We start from the raw sequence: 20,323 nt of genomic DNA, 5'->3' as shown, positions 1-20,323 counted from the left end.
ATTAAAATATCCCAGGGTCATGATATTCCCCAAACACACTTTTCATTACGGTGATCATCTCTTCGAGAGTGCAATAAGCACGGGCGCATTCGATGAGCGGCTCCATGAGATTTTGTTTCGAAGACGCGACTTCTTTCAATCGTTTCAATGTTTTGTCAACACGCATCTGATCTCTTCCCGCTTTTATCTTTTTTAAACGTTGCATCTGTTTCAAACGAGCTGTGTCATCAATTTTTAAAATTTCCAGATTGTCATCATCTTTACTTTCAAATGCATTGAGACCGACAATGATTCTCTCTTTTTTCTCGATTTGCTGTTGAAGTTTGAAACTCGCATCGGCGATTTGTCGTTGAGGAAAACCATTTTTGACCGCTTGCAACATGCCGCCCATGGCATCGATTTCTGTAATCAGTTCCATGGCTTCTTGTTCCATCTCATTCGTGAGCTTCTCGATAAAATAACTTCCTGCTAAAGGATCAACGGTATTGGTCACTCCCGATTCATGTGCAATGATTTGTTGTGTGCGAAGAGCGATGCGCGCAGATTTTTCTGTGGGAAGTGCCAGCGTTTCATCGAGCGCATTCGTATGAAGGGACTGTGTTCCCCCAAGCACTGCCGCAAGGCCCTGAAGAGTTGTACGAACCACATTATTATAAGGTTGTTGGGCCGTGAGACTGACTCCAGCAGTTTGTGTGTGGAAACGAAGTTGCCATGAACGTTCGTCCTTTGCATGAAACCGTTCACGCATCACCTTTGCCCAGATGCGACGAGCTGCTCGAAATTTTGCAATCTCTTCAAAAAAATCATTATGGGAATTAAAGAAAAAAGAGAGTCGGCGAGCAATTTTGTCAACATCAAGTCCGCGATCAACACAAGCTTGAACATAGGCAATGCCATCAGCAAGTGTAAAGGCAAGCTCTTGCAGCGCTGTCGATCCTGCTTCGCGAATGTGATACCCAGAAATCGAAACGGGATGAAAGCGTGGTGCATGATCTGCGCAATACTCGATCATATCGACCACAACGCGCATCGAAGGATCGGGAGGAAATGCGTAAGAGTTTTGCGCGATAAATTCTTTGAGAAGATCATTCTGAACGGTCCCGCCCACTTTGGTGAGAGGAACATTCTGTTTTTGTGCAACCGCAAAATAAAAAGCGAGAAGAACTGACGCAGGCCCATTGATCGTCATCGACGTTGTCACGTGATCAAGTGGAATGCCTTTAAAGAGAGATTCCATGTCATCGAGCGTATCGATGGCAACACCGCACATTCCGACTTCGCCTTGCGAGCGCTCGGAGTCTGAATCGTAACCCATGAGAGTTGGAAAATCGAAAGCAACCGATAAACCGGTCTGACCATGTTCAAGAAGATAGTGATAGCGTTTGTTTGTTTCTTCGGCCGTACCAAAGCCGGAAAAAAGACGCATGGTCCAGAGTCGACCTCGATACATCGTGGGATAAATGCCGCGTGTGAAGGGATATTCTCCGGGACGACCAAGATCACGAGCTTCGTTAAAGCCTTTCAAATTGTCTGATGTATAAAGTTCTTCAATCGGTCGAAATGAAAGAGTTTCAAATTTTTTTTGTTTTTCATTCATGAAGTGATCTCTTTTAATACTTCACGAGCAATCACAATACGCTGAATTTCACTGGTCCCTTCGTAAATCTCGGTAATTTTCGCATCGCGGAAATAGCGTTCGACGGGATATTCGCGACAATAGCCGTAACCTCCGAGAACTTGAATCGCATCTTTTGTGACATTCATTGCCATCTCTGATGCAAAAAGTTTTGCCATCGCAGCTTGCTTGGTGACACGTTCTCCACGAGCCTTCATCCACGCAGCACGATGAATGAGGAGACGCGCAGCATCAATGTTCATGGCCATATCTGCAAGTTTCCACTGAATGCCTTGAAACTGAGAAATCGTTTGTCCAAAAGCTTCTCGCTGTGTTGAATATTTCGCTGCAGTTTCAAACGCAGCGCGCGCGATGCCGAGCGCCTGAGTTGCAATGCCGATGCGACCGCCATCGAGGGTTGTCATCGCAATTTTGAATCCATCTCCCTCTTCTCCCAATCGATTCTCAACTGGAACTTCACAATTTTTGAATACAATTTCAGAAGTGGAACTTGCGCGAATCCCCATTTTCTTTTCGACCTTGCCCACATTGAATCCAGAAAAATTTTTCTCAACAATGAAAGCCGAAATTCCTTTATGACGTTTTTCTTTGTCAGTCATGGCAAAAACAATCATGGCATCGGCTTGAGGACCATTCGTAATAAAATTTTTCGTTCCATTGAGCAGATATTTATTTCCTTGTTTTGACGCAGTGGTTTTTTGATTTGCAGCATCGGAACCCGTTCCGGGTTCGGAGAGAGCGTACGCCCCGAGCTTTTTCCCTGACGCCCAATCGGGAATATATTTTTTCTTCTGAGCTTCATTTGCAGAACTGAGAAGACAACCACAATAAAGTGAATTGTTGACCGACATCGTCACTGCGGTGGAAGCGCATGCTGCAGAGAGTTCTTCAAGCGCCAAAACATACGAGAGATTATCCATGCCACCGCCACCAAGCTCAGGTGGTACCATCATTCCCATCAGTCCCAGCTCAGCCATTTTTTTGACATGTTCATACGGAAACTCCGAAAGCTCATCGAGCTTTGCAGCATGAGGTGCAATCTCATGCTGTGCAAATTCACGAACCGTTTGTTGAAGCAATTTTTGGTCTTCGGTTAATTCAAAATTCATTCTGTACTCCTCGTTGTCATCCTGAGTGAAACGAAGGATCTCATGTAAACACTTGAGATTCCCGCTTTCGCGGGAATGACATCTTTTTGTTTATGCTCCTTTAAACTCAGGCTTTCGTTTTTCAAGAAAGGCCGCAAGGCCTTCTTTACAGTCTTGTGTTGCAAAAAGTTCTTCAAATTGAGTCCGTTCATATTCGAGCGCTGCCTGAAAGGAGAGATTGTTTCCTTGATTGATGACTTTTTTTGCAAGTCGAATGGCACCAGGACTGTTAGCAGCAATCGTCTCTGCAAGAGATCGAACGGCTGAAGGGAGTTCTGCATGCGCTATGACTTTATTGACTATGCCGAGTTCGTAAGCCTCTTGAGCCGAAAGAGTTTTTCCGGTAAAGATGAGCTCTTTCGCACGAGCAACTCCAATCAAACGCGGCATACGTTGTGTTCCCCCAAACCCAGGAAGAAGCGACAGCTTTGTTTCAGGAAGGCCGAAGGTCGCTTTGTCCGAAGCATAAAGAATGTCACATGCAAGTGCGAGCTCAGTTCCACCTCCGAGTGCATATCCATTCACACAAGCAATCACCGGTTTTGATGCCTGTTCAATGGTGTTCATGGTGCGATGACCTTGATGCGCAAACTCATCTGCTTGTGTGGGAGTCATTTCACGCATCGCAGCGATATCCGCGCCAGCCACAAAAGCTTTTTCACCTTCACCGGTAATGACTATGACGCGAATATTTGTTTGATGATCAAACTCAGTCACCGCACGCTCAAGTTCAATGAGCGTCTCCATGTTCAGTGCGTTCAATTGTTTCGGACGATTGATTTTGAGAACGCCAATGGAGCCGATGGTTTCGGTAATAAGATTTAAATAGTTCGAAGTCATTTTTTTTGTTTATGTCATTGCGAGAAGTCCCCCATGAATCTTTGGGGGACGACGAAGCAATCTCTTGTGTTGTCAGGAGATCGCCACGCCCTTCGGGCTCGCGATGACACCCTCAATAGTTATAAAAACCTTCTCCAGTTTTTCTTCCAAGTTTTCCCTCGGCAATCATTTTTTGCATCAGTTTCGTCGGACGATATTTATCATTTCCCAAACCATCAGCCATCACATGTAAAATCGACGCACATGTATCAAGCCCGATAAGATCAGCCAGCGCAAGAGGTCCCATCGGAAAATTGCAGCAGTCGATCATACAACGATCAATGTCATCGCGACTTGCTACTCCCTGTTCGAGCGTTTCAATGGCTTCGCGAATCATCGGCATGAGAATTCTATTGGCCACAAATCCAGCGACATCTTTTGAACTCACATGAGTTTTTCCTAATTTCTGAATGAGCGATGCAATCACCTTCGCTGTCTCTGCTGATGTCTGCTGACCATGAATCACTTCGACCCCTTTCATGAGAGGAACAGGATTCATAAAATGCATTCCAATGACTTTATCAGGACGATGGGTCGCGGCTGCGAGCGATGTAATAGAAATAGACGAAGTATTACTCGCAAGAATGGCATGTAAGGGCGCGATGTGATCGAGTTGCGAAAAAATTTGGAGTTTGAGATTTAAATTTTCAGTCACGGCTTCAATCACCACATCTGCTTGTTTCATACCTTGAAGCTCAGTTGTTGTGGTGAGGCGAGCAAGAATGTTTTCTTTTTGATCAGCAGCAAGTTTTCCTTTTTCAACAAACTTTGTCAGCGATTTTTCAATCCCCTTCTTTGCCTCTGCGCATTGTTTTGCATTGGTATCTTGCAGTACTACGTGAAAACCAGCGGTCGCAAACACTTGTGCAATCCCGCTTCCCATTTGTCCTGCTCCGATCACACCAATTGTTTTGAGAGTAGTCATTAGAATCCCTTTTGTCATCCTCGCGAAAGCGGGGATCCAGTCATTGAAAATAACTTCTGGATTCCTGCCTTCGCAGGAATGACATTTTTCAAAACTCCCTTTTTGTCATTCTGAGCCCTTCGACTTTGCTCAGGGTAAACTCCGCGAAGAATCCCGGGATCCTTCGTTTCACTCAGGATGACATACGCTCCAACACCATTGCTGTTGCTTCACCACCACCATTACACAGAGTGACGATCGCTCGCTGTTTTTTCAAACGTCTCAGCAAAGAAGTCGCTGTTGCCACAAGTCTTGCCCCACTTGCTCCAATAGGATGACCAAGAGCAACAGCACCACCATTGATATTTACCTGATCAGCTGAAAGGTGAAATTCTTTCATCGCTGCTAACGTGACGGCAGCAAAAGCTTCATTAATTTCAAAAATATCTATATTTTGAATACTTAAACTTGTTTTTTCAAGAACTGCTTTAATAGCATTTACAGGTGCTGTGGTGTACCATTGAGGCTCTTGAGAGCTTTCAGCATGACCCACAATTCGAACAAGGGGGGTTAAACCGAATGTTTTCGCCTTTGCTTCTGACATGACGATGACCGCAGCTCCTCCATCATTCAGAGAGCTCGCGTTGGCAACCGTAATGAATCCCTCTTTTTTGAAAACCGGTTTGAGAGAGGAAATTTTGTCAAAATTGACTCGACTCGGTTCTTCATCAGTTTCACATCGAAGCAACATCCCTTTTGCTTGCGGAATTTCAATGGGAACAATTTCTTCACGAAAAAAACCTTCTGCGCTTGCTCGCTGTGCACGTCGATAACTTTCAATGGCAAATGCATCCAAGTCCTCGCGTGAAAAACGATATTTGAGAACGCAGTTCTCGGCATGTTCTCCCATATGCTTGCCATCATACGCATCGCGAAGTCCATCGTAGACCATAGAGTCAATGACAGCGCCATCGCCAAGTCGATATCCGGTACGCGCTTTTGGAAGGAGATAAGGAGCATTGGTCATCGATTCCATACCACCGGCGACAATGACGTCTGCATCCCCTGCCCGAATGATTTGATCCGCGAGCATAATGGCCCGAAGACCAGAGCTGCAAACTTTATTGATTGTCAGAGCGCCAATCGTATTTGGAAGATCTGCTCCAATGGAAGCTTGACGCGCCGGAGCTTGGCCGAGACCTGCGGTTAAAACACAGCCCATAATCACATGATCGATTTCGGAAACATCCACGTGCGCACGTGCAACCACTTCGCGAATGGCCAAAGCACCGAGTTGGGGCGCTTGAAATGAACTGAGCACTCCCTGAAAACTTCCAATCGGTGTGCGAGCTGCGGCAACGATGACAGTGTGAACCATCTTGAGACTCCCTTGAGGCAAAAATCTGCTAGCTCATAGCGTCTAAGAGCCTATTTGTAAAGATGGTTTGGTAGCAGATCAAAAGGTGCCTGACATCTTTTTGGCACGTTGTGAGTGCAAAAAAGTGTCTGGCACTTCTTTTGGTCTGCAGCGATTCGCCAAAACAAGTGCCCGGCACTTTCTGACACAAAACGCCAGAAATTTTCCGGGCACGTTTTGGTTTCACTTCATGCGCCTGATGAGGTGTATTGTTTTTGTAGTTTTTGGATCATCAGAAAATCGTTCCAAAAAATGTCGATATCGAATCGGAGAATTTAAATCCCAATAAAGAATCGGAATCTGAGTATCGATTCTTTCGTATCGATACCCCTTTTCTCTCCACAATTGTACGATCTCTTCTTCAGAGAGGTACGGGCCATCTCCCATTTTGACGAGATGTGGCCCAATCCACCAATCGATCTCGTGCTTTTCTAAAAAATGTTCGGGAACAGGAGGAGTTTTAGAAGAAATTTTCTCAGACATCGCCATATAGGCGAGAGGCATTTTCAGGTACCACTGCCACGGCATTTGATCGTGATTTAAAAATGCATGTTCATTCTTTGGAGAGAGATGAGGCAAAAATGAGGGAAGAATCTTAAAGGGATCTTGAGAGGCTTTGAAATAATAATTTTTGAGAGCAATCCATTCTCGTTTTTGAAAAAGGGGTCTTATCTCTTTTTGGACAAAGGCGTCGGGAAAATTTTGAAGAATGTTCGTAAATGTCAGAATTGAAAAAAGAGAGAGTCCAAAATATTTGTTCCACGCAAAAGATCGATAAAGTAAATAACCGAGCAGCAAACAAAAGAGCGGAATCAGGTGAAGATTGTATCGAAAGAGGTCAGAGCCAACAAGCGGGAGAAGAAGAAAGGAACTGATGATAGTAAGACCAATGAATTTTAAAAAAGGAGGTCGAAACCAACAAAGGAGAAATCCCAGAAGAAAGGGGAAGACTTGTCCGTTCCAATAATAAAATTGGGTGCCGAGTTTTTTGAAATAGAGAAGAACTGACGGCCATTGACTCACAATGTTACTTCTTTCGCTCATCGAAGCGAGCAGTAAAAAGGGGCCGAAGAAAACAAGAATCGTCAGCAGCATCTTGAAAAAAAGAGGTCGCAGCTGTTTTGAAGAAAGTGTGTAGCATCCGAAACCAAAAAAAGCTAAAAAAGCCGAGAGATAATTACAATGAAAGCAGATGAGAAAACCGAGAGCTGTCAGAAAAAAACCGCGGCGGTTTTCATGCCATTTCAAAATGCCATAAAGTGCGAGACAAGAACCGAGAAGATACAAGGGATAATATTTGCACTGACGAGTATAAAGAATGACGGAAACATTGGTAACGTAAAAAAAGAGGGTCCAGACGACTACAGATCTGTTTTTTATCCACTTCCATGCAATGAGTCCCAACATGATGGCTGAAAAAAAGCCTGAAAGCGCAAAAAGAACTCTGCCGCCCCACTCGTTCATCCCAAAAAGTTTAAATCCAAGAGCGCAGAGATAAAACGGAAGCCATGGAGTGAAATACCAGAGATGCTGTGAAGTCGATTCTTTTCCATGAAACTGCGTGATCCAAACATCATCAAAAAGAGTCTGTGGAACACCGTGAAGGAAGATCGATTTGGCAAGGAGCGCTGTTTCTGCTTCATCTTGCCAAAAGGTAAAATGATCTAAGCGATAAAAAAGAACTAAGGCAAAAAATGAAAGAAGAAGGAATAAAAAGAGATAAAAAGAAAAAGTTTTCTTTTGAAATATCACGTTGCCTCTTCTTGTCATCCTGAACGGGTGAAGAATCCCGTCGGGATTCTTCGCGGAGTTTGCCCTGAGCAAAGTCGAAGGGCTCAGAATGACACATACTTCTACAAAGCCCACATATGTCATTGCGAGAAGCCCGCCACGCTTCATGGCGGGCGACGAAGCAATCTCCTGCAAGCAGTGATTTGAGGAGATCGCCACGCCCTTCGGGCTCGCGATGACACCTTTTCATAAACGGTCTATGGAGTTTTTTAAAAAAATCCAACATTGATGTCTATGTATTTTTATGACATTTAGCTCCGATGCTCTTGGGGAAAAAAATTGTGGTGGTGATGCCTGCATATAATGCAGAGCAAACCTTAAAGCGAACGTATGAAGAAATTCCCATTGGATTTGTCGATGAAATTCTTGTGGTTGATGATGCAAGCACGGATCGCACTGTTCTGTCGGCCGAGAATTTAAGTATTCCTGTCTTTCGCCATCCTGCCAACAAAGGCTATGGTGGCAATCAGAAAACTTGTTATCGTTTAGCGCTTCAAAAAGGGGCAGATATTATTATTATGCTCCATCCCGATTACCAATATTCTCCTCAATTGATTCCTGCAATGGCTGCCATGCTTGTTTCAGGTCACTATGATGTTGTCCTTGCATCGCGCATTTTAGGAAAAGGAGCACTTCATGGGGGAATGCCGCTCTATAAATATATTTCGAATCGTTTTTTAACGTTCGCGGAAAATATTCTCATTTCGCAAAAGCTTTCTGAATATCATACAGGCTATCGAGGTTATACGCGTCAAGTGTTAGAAACACTCCCTCTGGGAGAAAATTCAAACGATTTTGTTTTTGATAATCAATTTTTAGTTCAAGCGCACTTTTTCGGATTTCGTCTTGGTGAAATTTCGTGTCCTACGAAATATTTTCCTGAAGCCTCAAGTATTAATTTTCGACGAAGTGTTCAGTACGGTCTCGGGGTTTTAAAAACTGCGTTCCAATATCGATTCCAACGTTGGAAATGGAAACAATTTCCCCTTTTCGATTCTCACGGAAAAAAATTATAATTTTATTCTCGAGCATCATAAGGATATTTTTCAGCAAGTTCTTCAAAAATTTTCTTTTGCTCTACAGTGAGTTTTTTGGGGGGAACAATGCGAATAATCACATACTGATCGCCGTGCTTTCCTTTACTTCCAAGAACCGGCGATCCTTTTCCGGTGAGACGAAATTTTTGACCACTCGAAGTTCCGGAAGGAATTTTCATTTTCGCTTTCCCACTTATAGTTGCTACTTCTACGGTCGCACCAAAAATCGCATCGTAAATCGTGATGGGAAGCTCAATATAAATATCAGCCCCCTCTCGCCAAAATTCAGGATGAGGTGAAACTTGAATATGCAAATAAAGATCGCCGGCTTTGCCACCATTATAACCAGGCTGCCCTTTTCCAGCCACACGAACCTTGGAACCGATATCAACGCCTGCGGGAATTTTCACCGTAATCGTTTCCGGTTTGTTCTCTCGTTTCATCGTAATCTGTCGTTCTGTTCCGTGAATTGCTTCCGAAAATGAAATTTCAATGGTGGTGAAAGTATCTTGTCCATCCATAGGAGCAGGTTCGCCGTATCCTTCAGTTCTTGTTCGTCGACCACGACGAACACCTCCCATGTGAAAAAGTTCTTCGAAGACGTCGCCAAGATCACCGAAGTCAGCACCACGAAAATCGCCTCCGCGAAATTCGCGATAATCAGCGCCACTAAATCCTGGTCCAGGACCTGCAGCCGCATTTCCATACAGGTCATACTTTTTGCGCTGTTCGGGATCAGAGAGAACATTGTAGGCTTCGGAAATTTCTTTAAATTTTTCTTCGGTCTCTTTATTTCCTTTGCTCACATCGGGATGATATTGTTTTGCAAGACGACGATAAGCTTTTTTAATATCAGTTGCTGAAGCACTGCGTGGAACACCTAAGATGTGATAGAAATCTTTCATAAATGACTATTGACGAAGAACCCGTAACAAAATGAATCTACTACGGTCATTCCCGCATGTAGTTAGCGGGAATCTCATGAGATCCCCGCTTTCGCGGGGATGACAAAAGTTTATAGTCAATATAACCCCTGTGATAGTTGGCTCGATCCAGTCGCTTGATTATTGATCAATTTCTTGATGTCATAAATTGCGGTTTTACGATCAAACGTAGAGTTTTCGAATTTTCCGGTATCCATGCGAATCGCGTCACAAGGACAGGCTTCAACGCAAAAACCACAAAAGACACAGCGAAGTTCATTAATGGTAAAATTTTTCGCGCGCTTTTCAATTTTGTCATCACCCACATCTTCAGCTTCAATTTCAATGCAACGAGCAGGACAAATCGTTGCACAAAGCATGCACGCCGTACATCGAACAGAACCATCTTCTCGTAACATTAAACGATGTTCAGCGCGATATCCCGGAGGTAATTGTTTCTTTTTTTCGGGGAATTCAATGGTCATCCGTTTATCCATATGAAAAAGATTCCGAAAAAAATGGCGAGCAGTAATAAACATGCCTCGAAAAATTTCGGGAAGATAAAGCCTCTCCCATAAAGAGAGCTTTTCTGGTCGTTGAATCGTATACGTATGAGTTGTCATTATCCTGATCCTTTAGCGTGAGTGATTTCTTTTTGTGCCTGATATTTCCCTTTTTTATCAGCGTAAGAAACAGCACAAGGTTCGTTTGATTGCAAGAAGAGGAGCTGACCGATTCCCTCACCTGCATAAATTTTTGCAGGAACACTGTTCGCATTCGTAATGGAAATCGTCGCATGCCCCTCCCACTCTGGCTCAAAAGGAGTGACATTTACGTGAATTCCGCAACGAGCATAGGTCGATTTGCCATAACAGATCGTTACGACATCACGGGGAATACGAAAATATTCGATGGTTTGCGCAAGCACAAAACTATGAGGAGGAATTTCGCACACATCGGCAATGAGATCATCAAACGAAGTGGAAGCGTTTTTTGGATCAATGACAATTCCGGCTCCCGCTCGAAAAATACGAAATTTTCGATCGAGCCGAAAATCATAACCATAAGATCCAAGCCCGTATGAAATACCATTTCGAACTTGCGTCGCTTCAAAAGGTTCGATCATCCCCTTTTCAAGCGCCATCCTACGGATCCAGGTATCAGGTTTTATACTCACTTTTTCCTCCAGTTTTGGCGATTTTACCAGTAACTAACTGTCAGTTATTGGTATGTCAGAAAAAATAAAAAACGCCCACCAAATAATGGGGGCGTTTTTGTCTTCTCTTTGTTACAAATACATTAAATATCAGAATCTTTTACGGTCTGACGGCCATTGTCCTTTGCACGCTCAATGGCTTTGCCTAAGAGCTCTTCAACTGCTTTTGAAAGAGCGTCCACTGCTGTTTCCGACGTACGGAAACCTTTTGACTTCACAAAATCCTTAATCTTTGAGACCACGACCAGTGTTTCTGCTGCCATACATTCCTCCTTATAAGGGTTTTAAAGGCATTATTTTGTGCGACGGATATTCAAGAAGCAGAGGATAATTGTCAAACGAAAAATAGCCAATATCCCCATTAAAAACGGTTGCTCGGGGGAAAAGGATATGTTTAGGCCATATTCGCATGACGTCATCTCTGAGCCTTAAAAAACGTTTATCTATTGGAATTCTGATTGTTTTTCTCCTCTCTCTTTTTTTTGTTCCTTATATTCCTTCCCTTCGTTCTGGTTCGATAAAAAAAACTTCTTATATGAAGCAGGAAGAACATCCGTTTTCATATTCTTGGATTCCTCTTTCAAATATTTCAAAAAATCTTCAACAAGCTGTTGTCATAGCAGAGGACAGCCGTTTTTATCAGCATCGTGGCGTTGATTATGAAGAGATGAAACACGCTTTTTTTCGAAATGTGAACCGTCGTTCATTCTCCCACGGTTTTTCAACCATCACGATGCAGGTAGCGCGCAATCTCTATCTTTCACGCGATAAATATGTGTGGCGGAAGCTCGCCGAAATTTGGATCGCATGGAAAATGGAATATTTTCTTTCGAAAGATCGAATTTTAGAAATCTATCTCAACATTGCCGAATGGGGAAAAGGAATTTATGGGGCTGAAGCGGCAGCTCATTACTATTTCAAAAAAACAGCATCCGATCTCACGGTTTCAGAAGCAGCTTTTCTTGCTTCGATCTTACCGAGCCCAAAAAAGTGGGGACGTTTTCCGCCACCTCGGCATGTCACGAAAAGAATGAGATTCATCGAACGCAGACTTATCGCTCCTCTTCCCACTCAAGAACTTCTGGAGAGTGAGACAGTGCAAGAGCCCTCCCCTCAGGATCTGGAAAATATATACTGAACTGACTTTCTCGCGTGATAGGGACTGACATGTGGTTTAATTTTTTTCTCCACGTTTCTCGATCCTTTCGCTGAATCGAAAAAGCAATCACTCCGTGGCTCTCTGTTTCTGGTTCACCTTTTTCGAACATGAAAATAATTTCGCCGCAACGTAACCAAAGAGCGCGAAGCTCTCCTGTATCGTTATATTTCCGATCGAGCGTTTGAAAGCCAAAAAGATCGATATAAAACTGTGCACATCCTTCAATATCATCCACAAAGAGGGCGAGATGATGAAGTTTGGAGATCGAGAGATGCTGGAAATTCGATGGTGACAAGGAAACCTCCTTCGGGTCGGTTGGCAAAAGCAAGATGTAAATCGCAAAGTTCCGCAATTTTTTTGCATAAATGTGTTCCAATACCAAGCTCATTGATCAGTTCATCTGTTGAGGCATTCAATGCTGTTAAAAGTTGAACTGAAACCCCAGGACCATCATCATAAATAAAAAGTGTGGGAGAAGAATCTGCCTTCAGAAAAAGAGTGCAGATTGTGGTCGAAGAAGTATGTGCATGAACATTTCGAATAAGATTATCCACCAAATGATACAGAAGTGTCGGATCGAGGCGGGTCATTTGAGGCGTTGATGGAAGATCGAGACAAAGAGATCGACCTAACGTTTTTTCCCATCGCGTTACATTTTTTTGAATCCAAGTCCGTAAATCGTAAGACTCTTGCGTCAATGCTCGCATCTTTTTTCGTTCATCCAGAGAAAGAACACCTGCCACAATATCTGACATGCGATCAATTTCTTCGAGAGAACTTTTCAGTGTTTGAGCATATTCTTCGCGCGAAGCATCTTGTTTCGAGAGTACGAGCTCTGCTTCTCCTCGAAGAATGGTCAGCGGTGTTCGAAGTTCATGCGCGACATATCGACTCATTTTTTGAAGTCGATCTAAACTCTTTTGCGTTCTGAGAATAAGAAGATTCATTCCCTCAACGATCGTATCCAAAAAATCACCTTTCATGGAAAGGTGAAGGGGTTTGAGCTCATGCGCTTTGGTGGGATCAATCGATTTTAAATGTTCAGCAATGAAACGCACAGGTTGAATCAATTTTTTCGCCAAATACCATGAGATAAAAAAGGAAACGAGGATGAGAAGACCAAAAAGAATCAAACTTCGAACCCAGAGAAGAGAAAGAATATCCGCATACGGAGGAAGTGGAATGGCAACCTGTAAATAAAATTGTTGTCGTTTCCTTCCTGTTTCATAAGGGACAATCAGACTGGCATACATTCGCTGTTGTCCTTGAACGTTTACAATTTGTGGTTTTGGAATGGGAAGTTTGAGCTGACTCGGAAGATGATCATAGTCGACGCCAATCGTCGTAAACACAAGCGCACCTTTTTTATTATAAATACGAACGATTTTATCAATTTTTTCCATCTTCAAAGCGTTCAGAATAAAATCATTGAGTCCTTCAAAATCTTCAAGCTCAGAAAAATCTGAAATACCGAGAGAGATGAGACTTGTCGCTGTAGTTTGCAATTGCGCATGAATCGATTCACGATGGCTTCGAATCAAAAGACTACTACTGACAATCGCAGCCGTAATCGTACCAATCGTTGTCATCAACCAGGTAACTGCAAGAAGTTTGGTTTGAAGAGATGTGCGTGGATGCCAAAAAAATTTCATGATTACGGTTCACCTAACCAATAACCGATTCCTCTTTTACTTTGAATACGTGGTGAATCTGTACGGTCGAGCTTTGAACGGAGACTCGCGATGGTTACTTCGACGACATTGCTTTCAGGACAATGATTGATATCCCAGCATTGGTCTAAAATTTCTGCTTTTGAAAAAACTTTTCCCGGATGTCGCATCAAAAGAGAAAGGAGTCGCAATTCTTTTCCGGTAAGCTCAATACGCTTTTCATGACGAAATGCTCGTTGCTGTTCCAGATCAATTTTGACGTCTTTATATTCCATCACGGGATACATTTTTTGATTTTCTGAAAGCTGACGACGCACCAAAGCTCGTATGCGCGCGATTAATTCATGAACATGAAAGGGTTTTCCGAGATAATCGTCCGCACCTTCTGTAAGACCTTTGACGCGTTCATCACATTCAGCGAGTGCACTTAAAATTAAAATTTTCGTGGAGGGACAAAGACGGCGCAGCTCGGCAAGAGAAGTGAGTGAATCGACCCCTTTGAGGAGGCGATCTAAAATCAAAACATCGTAACGGGTAATACGTAATGAAGAGAGAAGTTCGGCGACACTTGCCACCGCATCAGTCACCATACCTGCTTCTTGAAGACCCATAACGACAAAGTTACGAACTTTTAATTCATCTTCTGCAACAAGGATTCGCATAAACCACCTCAGATGAACAAGCTATGAATGAATTTTTTTTAATTTTCAACTCATTATTATTTCATCTTTCTCGTGATAGACAATCGCCACTTAAGATGAAAGGGGGTGATACTATGAAGAAAATTCTTATGGGTCTTGTAGGCGTTTCATTCGTTCTCGCAGCATCTGTGAGCTTCGCTGAAACTACAGCCGTTACACCAAAGACGGCAACAGAGAAAGCGTTCTGGGAATCCTGCAAACAAAAGGGATTGGTAGGAGCTATGCTCGACAAATGCTATACAGACGAGCTCCAAAAGGCAGCAAATAAGCCTCTTTCCAGCAACACCGGAACAACGAACCCAACAACAACAGCTCCAAACGCAACAAATCCAACCACAAATAAGTAATGTGGCGATGTTGCTTCGAGTACAAAAAAGCCTGCAAACTAAGCAGGCTTTTTTGTATCCGAAATGGGAAGCAAAAACCAAAAAGTTGAGCCATGACCATAGACAGATTCCACTCCAATTTGGCCATGATGCATTTCAAGAATTTTTCGACAAATCGCGAGACCTAAACCACTTCCTCCTGTTTTTCGACCTCCACTATGCGTGAGTTGAACAAAACTTTGAAAAAGTTTGGAAATATCTTCTTGAGGAATCCCAATTCCTTCGTCACACACAGCAACGCGAATATGATTATTTGTTCTTTCTGTCTGAAGAGTAATGGTCCCCTTTTCTGAAAATTTTACGGCATTACTGACGAAATTCAAAACCACTTGAACTATTTTATCTCGATCAAGAACAAGCGAAGGCAACTGTTCCGCAAATTTGGTGACAATAAGAAGATTTTTTCGATGCGCCAAACTGTGAATCTCTGGCAGCATCTGTTCAATGAGTTCATTGATATGATATTCTCCAACATGAAGTGAAATCTCTCCCGCTTCCAATTTTTGATAATCGAGCACATCATTAATAAGACGAGTAAGTCGTTCAATATTCCTATCCGCAGCCTCGAGACATTCTTTTTGGGATGCCGTGAGAGGACCTGCGGTTTCGTCGACGACCATGCTCATGCCTTCTTTAATGACCGTCAGTGGAGTTCGGAGTTCATGAGAAACCATCGACGTAAATTCCGATTTGATGGCAATAAGTTCTCGCAAACGATCTTCATGTTTTTTCTGGCGAGAACGGAGAATACGAATAAGTCCATACATCGCAAAACAACTCATCAGAAAAATAAAAGCAGAGATGATAATAAAAAGAGTCACATTTTTATTTCGCTGAGCAAGTGCAACTTCTGCCGGCTGTTGCACGATCACTCCCCACTGGTAACGTCGAACCGGAGCATAGGAGATGACAATCTTTTTGTTCTTTTTGATGTCTCGTTCAATCAATGTCCCCTTTTCTCCTGCAAGCGCGTGTTGAACCGGTGGATACGCTGAAAGATTGATAATCTCTCCTTCTTGAACTGACAGATGGGGATGACCGACAACATTTCCTTGAGGATCGACAAAAAAGACGAATTCTTCCGGGCCGACTTCAACTTCCCTGGCCCACGCCACAAAAGCATCGAGAGGAACTTGAAGCACAAGAATTCCCGAAATTTTTCCATCATTCAGTTTAATGGGAGTAGCAACCGCAATGACGTTGAGTTGTGGTTTTCCCGTTCGTGTAGAGACAACGGATAAATACTGCTTCCAAGAGCGACTGACTCCTTTATACCAATCACGAGAAGAAAAATTTTTCCCATGCGTACTTCGAATGTGTGGAGCATCGGCCATTAGAGTTCCCTTACGATCGGTAAGATAGACTCGCGTTACAAAAGGAAACTGTTTCGGAACTTGTTTCATAAGTTCAATAGCCTCTTTCCATTTATTTTTTCCTACTAATTTTCGGAGTTGAGTTCGAGTTGCAAGTGAGAGTCCAAGATCCGTCAAACGAGAAAACCTTTCTTCAAGAACCATAGCAGCAAGCTCCGCCGTGGCTACACGTCGTTCTAAAAAAGCGGAAGTCGATTCTCGATGAAGCGTGTTATATCCCACAGCTATAGAGATCAGAACAAGAATAAGAAGGGAAAAAGGAATCCAAAAAATAGCATTTTCTTTGAGCGATTTGAACATGAAGATTATTTTATGATGTTCTTCGCTCTGGTGCACTCTTTTTTTATAAAAGGGTTTATTCTTCAGAATTGGTAGAAAGAAGCGGCCATCCCTTTTGCAACACAAAGCGGAGCCACAGTTGAGCTGCTTGTGATGTGATGATGGCGGTGAGCACCAGTGTTGTATAAAAAGCAGCGCTGATAATTCCTGATTCACACGCCACGGTTGCAAGCACAATTCCTGGGCCGCCACGAGCATTCATGGCAATCGCGAGATTGAAAATATCGAGCTTCTGAAAACCTGCCATCCGTGCTGCAATGCCTCTGGAAAATAAAGCAAGCAGTGAAGAACCCAACAAAAAGAAAATGAACATCCAAAAGGAAAAGACATTTCCAAAAACAAGTTTATATCCAACCAGCAAAAAATAAATGGGAATAAAAATGCCGAAGGATACTTTTTCAATGGAAGCGAGTGCATCCGAAAAACGAACTCTTTCCGATCCTTTCATTCCCCCCACAACTCCAAATCCAGCGAGAAAAGCAGAAAAAATTAGATTCACTTCCATCAACGCTGCGAGAGCTGCATAGGCTAAAAGAATAAATGTAATGTAACCAACAGATGAAGACTTGAGCAATAGATTCCATCGTTGTCGATGTAACCACCGTAAAAAATGGGGAGCCATAAAAAGTGCGATGATCATATAGAAAATCGTTGCTCCGATATGCATCGTCATATTTCTGATCATCTGTTGTTCTGCAAGATGACTCGACGCAACTAAAGCGGTGGCAATGGCTAACACTCCCCAGAGAATAATATCTTCAAGCACTGCCGCACCGAGGATAAGACTCGCAAATCGTGTATGAAGAATTTTCAGATCATAAAAAATACGCGAGATAACAGGAATGGAGGTTACCGCGACAGCGATAGATAAGACGAGCAGCATTGCAATTCTCTGATGTGCAGTTCCAATCAGAGGTTCTAAAGGAATCAATGCAAAAAATCCTATAATGAGCGTTATAAAAAATGGGAGCGAAGTTCCAAGGGCTAATATCCATGCTGTTTCACGTCGATTTTCACGTGCCAAAACGCGACGAGCCTGACTTCCAGAAATGAACATTAACAAAAGAAGTCCTAACCAATAAAAAAATCCCAGAATCGTGTTCATTTTCTCGCCAGTGGCATTCATATTTCCGAAAAAAAATTCTGAGAGAAATGGAGAAAGCTTTCCCAGGACAAAAGGTCCGAGTAAAATACCTGCTAAAATTTCACCGACTAAACGAGGTTGTCGAAATCGTTCGAAGAGATAACCGAGGCTATGCACACTGACCATCAACACACTGAGCGTGATCACAATAAATCCCATTTCAGATGCGGTCATTATGACTCCTTTTCTAAAAAATGATAATGAATTTTCTCAGATATTTTTGTCAAGTAGAGTTGTGTTTTCGTTACAATTTCATTATTGATTCGTTTTATGGAACAACTCTTAACTCTCGATAGTCTCATCAGTCTTACAACGCTTACAGCGATGGAAATTGTGCTTGGGATTGATAACATCGTCTTTATTTCCATTTTAGTGGGAAAACTCCCGCAGGAAAAACAGGACCGTATTCGTCGATTGGGCATTGCTCTTGCTTTGCTTGCGCGTCTTGGCCTTCTTGCAAGCATTGCATGGATCATGAGTTTAACAGCTCCTCTTTTTCAACTCTGGTCACACGTGGTTTCAGGAAGAGACCTTATCTTACTTGCAGGTGGACTTTTCTTGATGGCCAAAGCAACACATGAGATCTACGACAAACTCGAAGGTGATGCGCATGACACTCAACTCCAGAGCTCACATGTAAACGCTCGTTGGATTCTTTTTCAAATTCTTTTACTCGATATTGTCTTCTCTCTTGATTCCGTGATCACGGCGGTTGGCATGGCACAACATCTCACGATAATGGTGATCGCCATGGTCACAGCTGTGGGCGTCATGCTCTGGAGTGCAGGAGCGATCAGTCAATTTATTCATCGACATCCGAGTATGAAAATATTAGCCCTCTCTTTTCTGCTTATGATTGGGGCCATGCTGATGCTTGAAGGAACTGGTCAACATATCAACAAAGGATATATTTATTTTGCCATGGCCTTCTCCCTTGGAGTTGAGGTTCTCAATATCCGCATACGCAGATATCGTCGGCCTGTAGAGTTGCATGAGAGATTTTCTCTTGAGCCGGAAAAGCGAATCACCCCATGAACCCTCCACAACCTTTGATTGATTCGAAAGTTCTTTCCGTAAAAAATCTTTCAAAATCCTACAAAACCACGGTTGCCGTGGATCATATTTCCTTTGACGTCGGACAACATGAAATCGTCGGACTTCTCGGTCCTAACGGTGCTGGCAAAACCACGACCATTAATATGATTCTGGGAGTGCTTGAACCAACCTCGGGAGACATTATTATTGATAATCTTCATGTGAGCACCCATCGTTCGCGCGCTCTTGAGCGGACCAATTTTGCAGCTGTCTATGCTCAACTTCCCGGGAATTTAACCGTGGTTCAAAACTTGCGCTTCTTCGGTCTTCTCTATGGAGTCAAAGATCTTTCGAATCGTATTGAAGCTTTGCTCCTCCAATTTCGTCTGGAAAGATTTCGAAATGTGAAATGTGGACTCCTCTCTTCTGGCGAGCAGACTCGAGTTTCACTTGCAAAGGCAATGCTCAATCGTCCACATCTTCTTTTGCTCGATGAACCGACGGCTTCACTCGATCCCACAACAGCTCACGATATTCGCACCATGATCCGAAATTTTGCCAAAACTGAAAAGGGAGGAGTTCTTTGGACCTCACATAATATGTATGAGGTCGAAGATGTTTGCGATCGTGTTCTTTTTCTTTTGCATGGAAAAATTCTTCTTCAAGGAAAACCAAAAGTTCTTTTGCAAGAACATTCGAAGAAAACGCTCGAAGAACTTTTTATGGCCGTCGCAGGAGAACCTCTACCGCGAGATCAACCATATGCACCTTCATCGCATTAACGCTATTCTCCTTCGACAACTCTATCTTTTACGCTCCACGTCGCGACTCTTGCCGATTTTTGCATGGGTTGGCATCGACATTGTTTTGTGGGGATTTCTCACCCGTTATCTCAATTCCCTTTCTATCGGAGGTCTCAATTTTATTCCTCTCCTTTTAGGAGCGATTCTTCTCTGGGACTTTTTTATTCGTGTGATGCATGGCGTCTCCATGTCTTTTTTTGAAGATGTCTGGTCGCGAAATTTTTTGAATATTTTTGCATCCCCGCTTTATATTTCCGAATACATTATCGGACTTGTCCTCACGAGCACCCTTACAAGTCTCATTGCGCTGATCACGATGCTCGTTTTAGCAAGCACCATCTTTGGTCTGAGCTTTGCGGTGTATGGATTGTTGATTCTCCCTTTTCTTCTTATTCTTTTTCTCTTCGGTGTCTCCCTCGGCATTGTCGGCGTCACGATTGTGCTTCGTTTAGGACCTTCAGCTGAGTGGTTTATTTGGCCCATTCCGATGATCGTTTCGCCATTTGCGGGAGTTCTCTATCCCGTTTCAACGCTTCCCATGTGGATGCAACATGTCTCTTCTCTCTTGCCACCATCCTATGTATTTGAAGGGATTCGAACCATTCTGCAGGGGAATCCACTCCCTTCAATCACACTTTTTTTGGGAATTGCACTTGCACTTTTTTATATTTTCCTTGCTTCTCTTTTCTTTTCCTTTACCTACAGACGAGCTGTTCGTAGCGGCCTTCTCGCTCGCTACAGCGCTGAGAGTGTGGGGTAATT

The 20,323-nt window shown here is 43.1% G+C and carries 20 protein-coding genes; 6 read left to right on the top strand and 14 right to left on the bottom strand.

Going from position 1 to position 20,323, the window contains the following annotated elements; genetic code table 11:
• Position 1: 1 nt before the first annotated feature.
• The 6 genes from A3C46_04230 to A3C46_04205 all read right to left on the bottom strand — a co-directional run bounded on the left by A3C46_04230 (position 2) and on the right by A3C46_04205 (position 7,883).
• On the bottom strand, positions 2-1,597 hold the full coding sequence (locus A3C46_04230) for a methylmalonyl-CoA mutase (protein ID OGQ23009.1): 1,596 nt from the start codon (positions 1,595-1,597) through the stop codon (positions 2-4).
• Positions 1,594-2,745, bottom strand: coding sequence for an acyl-CoA dehydrogenase (locus A3C46_04225; GenBank protein OGQ23008.1), 1,152 nt, complete (start codon positions 2,743-2,745; stop codon positions 1,594-1,596). Before A3C46_04225 ends, A3C46_04230 begins: the two co-directional genes overlap by 4 nt.
• 90 nt (positions 2,746-2,835) lie before the next feature.
• On the bottom strand, positions 2,836-3,624 hold the full coding sequence (locus A3C46_04220) for a hypothetical protein (GenBank protein OGQ23007.1): 789 nt from the start codon (positions 3,622-3,624) through the stop codon (positions 2,836-2,838).
• A 112-nt stretch (positions 3,625-3,736) separates the two neighbouring features.
• Entirely contained in the window at positions 3,737-4,606 is an 870-nt protein-coding gene (locus tag A3C46_04215) for a 3-hydroxybutyryl-CoA dehydrogenase (GenBank protein ID OGQ23006.1), read from the bottom strand.
• Positions 4,607-4,760: 154 nt separating this feature from the next.
• Positions 4,761-5,945 (bottom strand): acetyl-CoA acetyltransferase, encoded by a 1,185-nt coding sequence (locus A3C46_04210; protein OGQ23005.1) that lies wholly within the window; start codon positions 5,943-5,945, stop codon positions 4,761-4,763.
• Between the two features lie 222 nt (positions 5,946-6,167).
• Complete coding sequence (locus tag A3C46_04205; GenBank protein ID OGQ23004.1) at positions 6,168-7,883, bottom strand: hypothetical protein; 1,716 nt, start codon at positions 7,881-7,883, stop codon at positions 6,168-6,170.
• Between the two features lie 152 nt (positions 7,884-8,035).
• Between A3C46_04205 and A3C46_04200 the strand changes: the two genes are divergently transcribed.
• Complete coding sequence (locus tag A3C46_04200; protein OGQ23003.1) at positions 8,036-8,791, top strand: glycosyl transferase family 2; 756 nt, start codon at positions 8,036-8,038, stop codon at positions 8,789-8,791.
• Positions 8,792-8,793: 2 nt separating this feature from the next.
• Here A3C46_04200 and A3C46_04195 read toward each other — a convergent pair whose 3' ends face one another.
• The 4 genes from A3C46_04195 to A3C46_04180 form a co-directional block, all read right to left on the bottom strand.
• Positions 8,794-9,717: a hypothetical protein gene (locus A3C46_04195; GenBank protein OGQ23002.1), complete on the bottom strand. Its 924-nt coding sequence runs from the start codon at positions 9,715-9,717 to the stop codon at positions 8,794-8,796.
• Between the two features lie 116 nt (positions 9,718-9,833).
• On the bottom strand, positions 9,834-10,358 hold the full coding sequence (locus A3C46_04190; GenBank protein OGQ23001.1) for a hypothetical protein: 525 nt from the start codon (positions 10,356-10,358) through the stop codon (positions 9,834-9,836).
• Positions 10,358-10,912, bottom strand: a complete 555-nt coding sequence (locus tag A3C46_04185) for a dCTP deaminase (GenBank protein OGQ23000.1) — start codon at positions 10,910-10,912, stop codon at positions 10,358-10,360. Before A3C46_04185 ends, A3C46_04190 begins: the two co-directional genes overlap by 1 nt.
• A gap of 122 nt (positions 10,913-11,034) precedes the next feature.
• Positions 11,035-11,214 (bottom strand): hypothetical protein, encoded by a 180-nt coding sequence (locus A3C46_04180; protein OGQ22999.1) that lies wholly within the window; start codon positions 11,212-11,214, stop codon positions 11,035-11,037.
• Between the two features lie 146 nt (positions 11,215-11,360).
• On the opposite strand from A3C46_04180, the gene A3C46_04175 reads away from it, so the two are divergent.
• Complete coding sequence (locus tag A3C46_04175) at positions 11,361-12,089, top strand: monofunctional biosynthetic peptidoglycan transglycosylase (GenBank protein ID OGQ22998.1); 729 nt, start codon at positions 11,361-11,363, stop codon at positions 12,087-12,089.
• A gap of 248 nt (positions 12,090-12,337) precedes the next feature.
• On the opposite strand, the gene A3C46_04170 is transcribed toward A3C46_04175, so the two are convergent.
• A complete protein-coding gene (locus tag A3C46_04170; GenBank protein ID OGQ22997.1) occupies positions 12,338-13,762 on the bottom strand; it encodes a hypothetical protein in 1,425 nt (474 codons plus the stop codon).
• Positions 13,763-13,764: 2 nt separating this feature from the next.
• Positions 13,765-14,442 carry a hypothetical protein gene (locus A3C46_04165; protein OGQ22996.1) on the bottom strand — a complete coding sequence of 226 codons (678 nt, stop codon included), beginning with the start codon at positions 14,440-14,442 and terminating at the stop codon, positions 13,765-13,767.
• Positions 14,443-14,465: 23 nt separating this feature from the next.
• Here A3C46_04165 and A3C46_04160 point away from each other — a divergent pair, with 23 nt between their 5' ends.
• Positions 14,466-14,828, top strand: coding sequence for a hypothetical protein (locus tag A3C46_04160; GenBank protein ID OGQ22995.1), 363 nt, complete (start codon positions 14,466-14,468; stop codon positions 14,826-14,828).
• A 38-nt stretch (positions 14,829-14,866) separates the two neighbouring features.
• On the opposite strand, the gene A3C46_04155 is transcribed toward A3C46_04160, so the two are convergent.
• Complete coding sequence (locus A3C46_04155) at positions 14,867-16,540, bottom strand: hypothetical protein (protein OGQ22994.1); 1,674 nt, start codon at positions 16,538-16,540, stop codon at positions 14,867-14,869.
• Positions 16,541-16,595: 55 nt separating this feature from the next.
• The gene (locus tag A3C46_04150; protein ID OGQ22993.1) at positions 16,596-17,897 is read right to left on the bottom strand and encodes a sodium:proton exchanger; all 1,302 of its coding nucleotides are present in this window, start codon (positions 17,895-17,897) and stop codon (positions 16,596-16,598) included.
• A 96-nt stretch (positions 17,898-17,993) separates the two neighbouring features.
• Between A3C46_04150 and A3C46_04145 the strand changes: the two genes are divergently transcribed.
• Genes A3C46_04145 through A3C46_04135 form a run of 3 tightly spaced genes read left to right on the top strand, consistent with a single transcriptional unit; the run spans position 17,994 to position 20,321 of the window.
• Entirely contained in the window at positions 17,994-18,758 is a 765-nt protein-coding gene (locus tag A3C46_04145; GenBank protein OGQ22992.1) for a hypothetical protein, read from the top strand.
• The gene (locus A3C46_04140) at positions 18,755-19,540 is read left to right on the top strand and encodes an ABC transporter ATP-binding protein (protein ID OGQ22991.1); all 786 of its coding nucleotides are present in this window, start codon (positions 18,755-18,757) and stop codon (positions 19,538-19,540) included. Before A3C46_04145 ends, A3C46_04140 begins: the two co-directional genes overlap by 4 nt.
• Complete coding sequence (locus A3C46_04135; GenBank protein OGQ22990.1) at positions 19,521-20,321, top strand: ABC transporter; 801 nt, start codon at positions 19,521-19,523, stop codon at positions 20,319-20,321. The genes A3C46_04140 and A3C46_04135 overlap by 20 nt, the downstream gene beginning before the upstream one ends.
• Positions 20,322-20,323 lie beyond the last annotated feature (2 nt).

This window comes from Deltaproteobacteria bacterium RIFCSPHIGHO2_02_FULL_44_16, from assembly GCA_001798185.1.
In the GTDB taxonomy this organism is placed as follows: Bacteria; UBA10199; UBA10199; order 2-02-FULL-44-16; family 2-02-FULL-44-16; genus 2-02-FULL-44-16.
The sequence above is the reverse complement of the archived record's forward strand: the minus strand, read 5'-3'. Positions and strand labels throughout refer to the sequence as shown.

Bases quoted from the DNA above. Each gene is read 5' to 3' on its own strand.
- A3C46_04140 (OGQ22991.1), top strand. From the start codon at position 18,755: ATGAACCCTCCACAACCTTTGATTGATTCGAAAGTTCTTTCCGTAAAA.
- A3C46_04200 (OGQ23003.1), top strand. From the start codon at position 8,036: ATGCTCTTGGGGAAAAAAATTGTGGTGGTGATGCCTGCATATAATGCA.
- A3C46_04165 (OGQ22996.1), bottom strand. From the start codon at position 14,442: ATGCGAATCCTTGTTGCAGAAGATGAATTAAAAGTTCGTAACTTTGTC.
- A3C46_04195 (OGQ23002.1), bottom strand. From the start codon at position 9,717: ATGAAAGATTTCTATCACATCTTAGGTGTTCCACGCAGTGCTTCAGCA.
- A3C46_04220 (OGQ23007.1), bottom strand. From the start codon at position 3,624: ATGACTTCGAACTATTTAAATCTTATTACCGAAACCATCGGCTCCATT.
- A3C46_04150 (OGQ22993.1), bottom strand. From the start codon at position 17,897: ATGACCGCATCTGAAATGGGATTTATTGTGATCACGCTCAGTGTGTTG.
- A3C46_04180 (OGQ22999.1), bottom strand. From the start codon at position 11,214: ATGGCAGCAGAAACACTGGTCGTGGTCTCAAAGATTAAGGATTTTGTG.
- A3C46_04225 (OGQ23008.1), bottom strand. From the start codon at position 2,745: ATGAATTTTGAATTAACCGAAGACCAAAAATTGCTTCAACAAACGGTT.
- A3C46_04210 (OGQ23005.1), bottom strand. From the start codon at position 5,945: ATGGTTCACACTGTCATCGTTGCCGCAGCTCGCACACCGATTGGAAGT.
- A3C46_04135 (OGQ22990.1), top strand. From the start codon at position 19,521: ATGCACCTTCATCGCATTAACGCTATTCTCCTTCGACAACTCTATCTT.
- A3C46_04230 (OGQ23009.1), bottom strand. From the start codon at position 1,597: ATGAATGAAAAACAAAAAAAATTTGAAACTCTTTCATTTCGACCGATT.
- A3C46_04170 (OGQ22997.1), bottom strand. From the start codon at position 13,762: ATGAAATTTTTTTGGCATCCACGCACATCTCTTCAAACCAAACTTCTT.
- A3C46_04190 (OGQ23001.1), bottom strand. From the start codon at position 10,358: ATGACAACTCATACGTATACGATTCAACGACCAGAAAAGCTCTCTTTA.
- A3C46_04205 (OGQ23004.1), bottom strand. From the start codon at position 7,883: ATGAAGCGTGGCGGGCTTCTCGCAATGACATATGTGGGCTTTGTAGAA.
- A3C46_04155 (OGQ22994.1), bottom strand. From the start codon at position 16,540: ATGTTCAAATCGCTCAAAGAAAATGCTATTTTTTGGATTCCTTTTTCC.
- A3C46_04145 (OGQ22992.1), top strand. From the start codon at position 17,994: ATGGAACAACTCTTAACTCTCGATAGTCTCATCAGTCTTACAACGCTT.
- A3C46_04215 (OGQ23006.1), bottom strand. From the start codon at position 4,606: ATGACAAAAGGGATTCTAATGACTACTCTCAAAACAATTGGTGTGATC.
- A3C46_04175 (OGQ22998.1), top strand. From the start codon at position 11,361: ATGACGTCATCTCTGAGCCTTAAAAAACGTTTATCTATTGGAATTCTG.
- A3C46_04160 (OGQ22995.1), top strand. From the start codon at position 14,466: ATGAATGAATTTTTTTTAATTTTCAACTCATTATTATTTCATCTTTCT.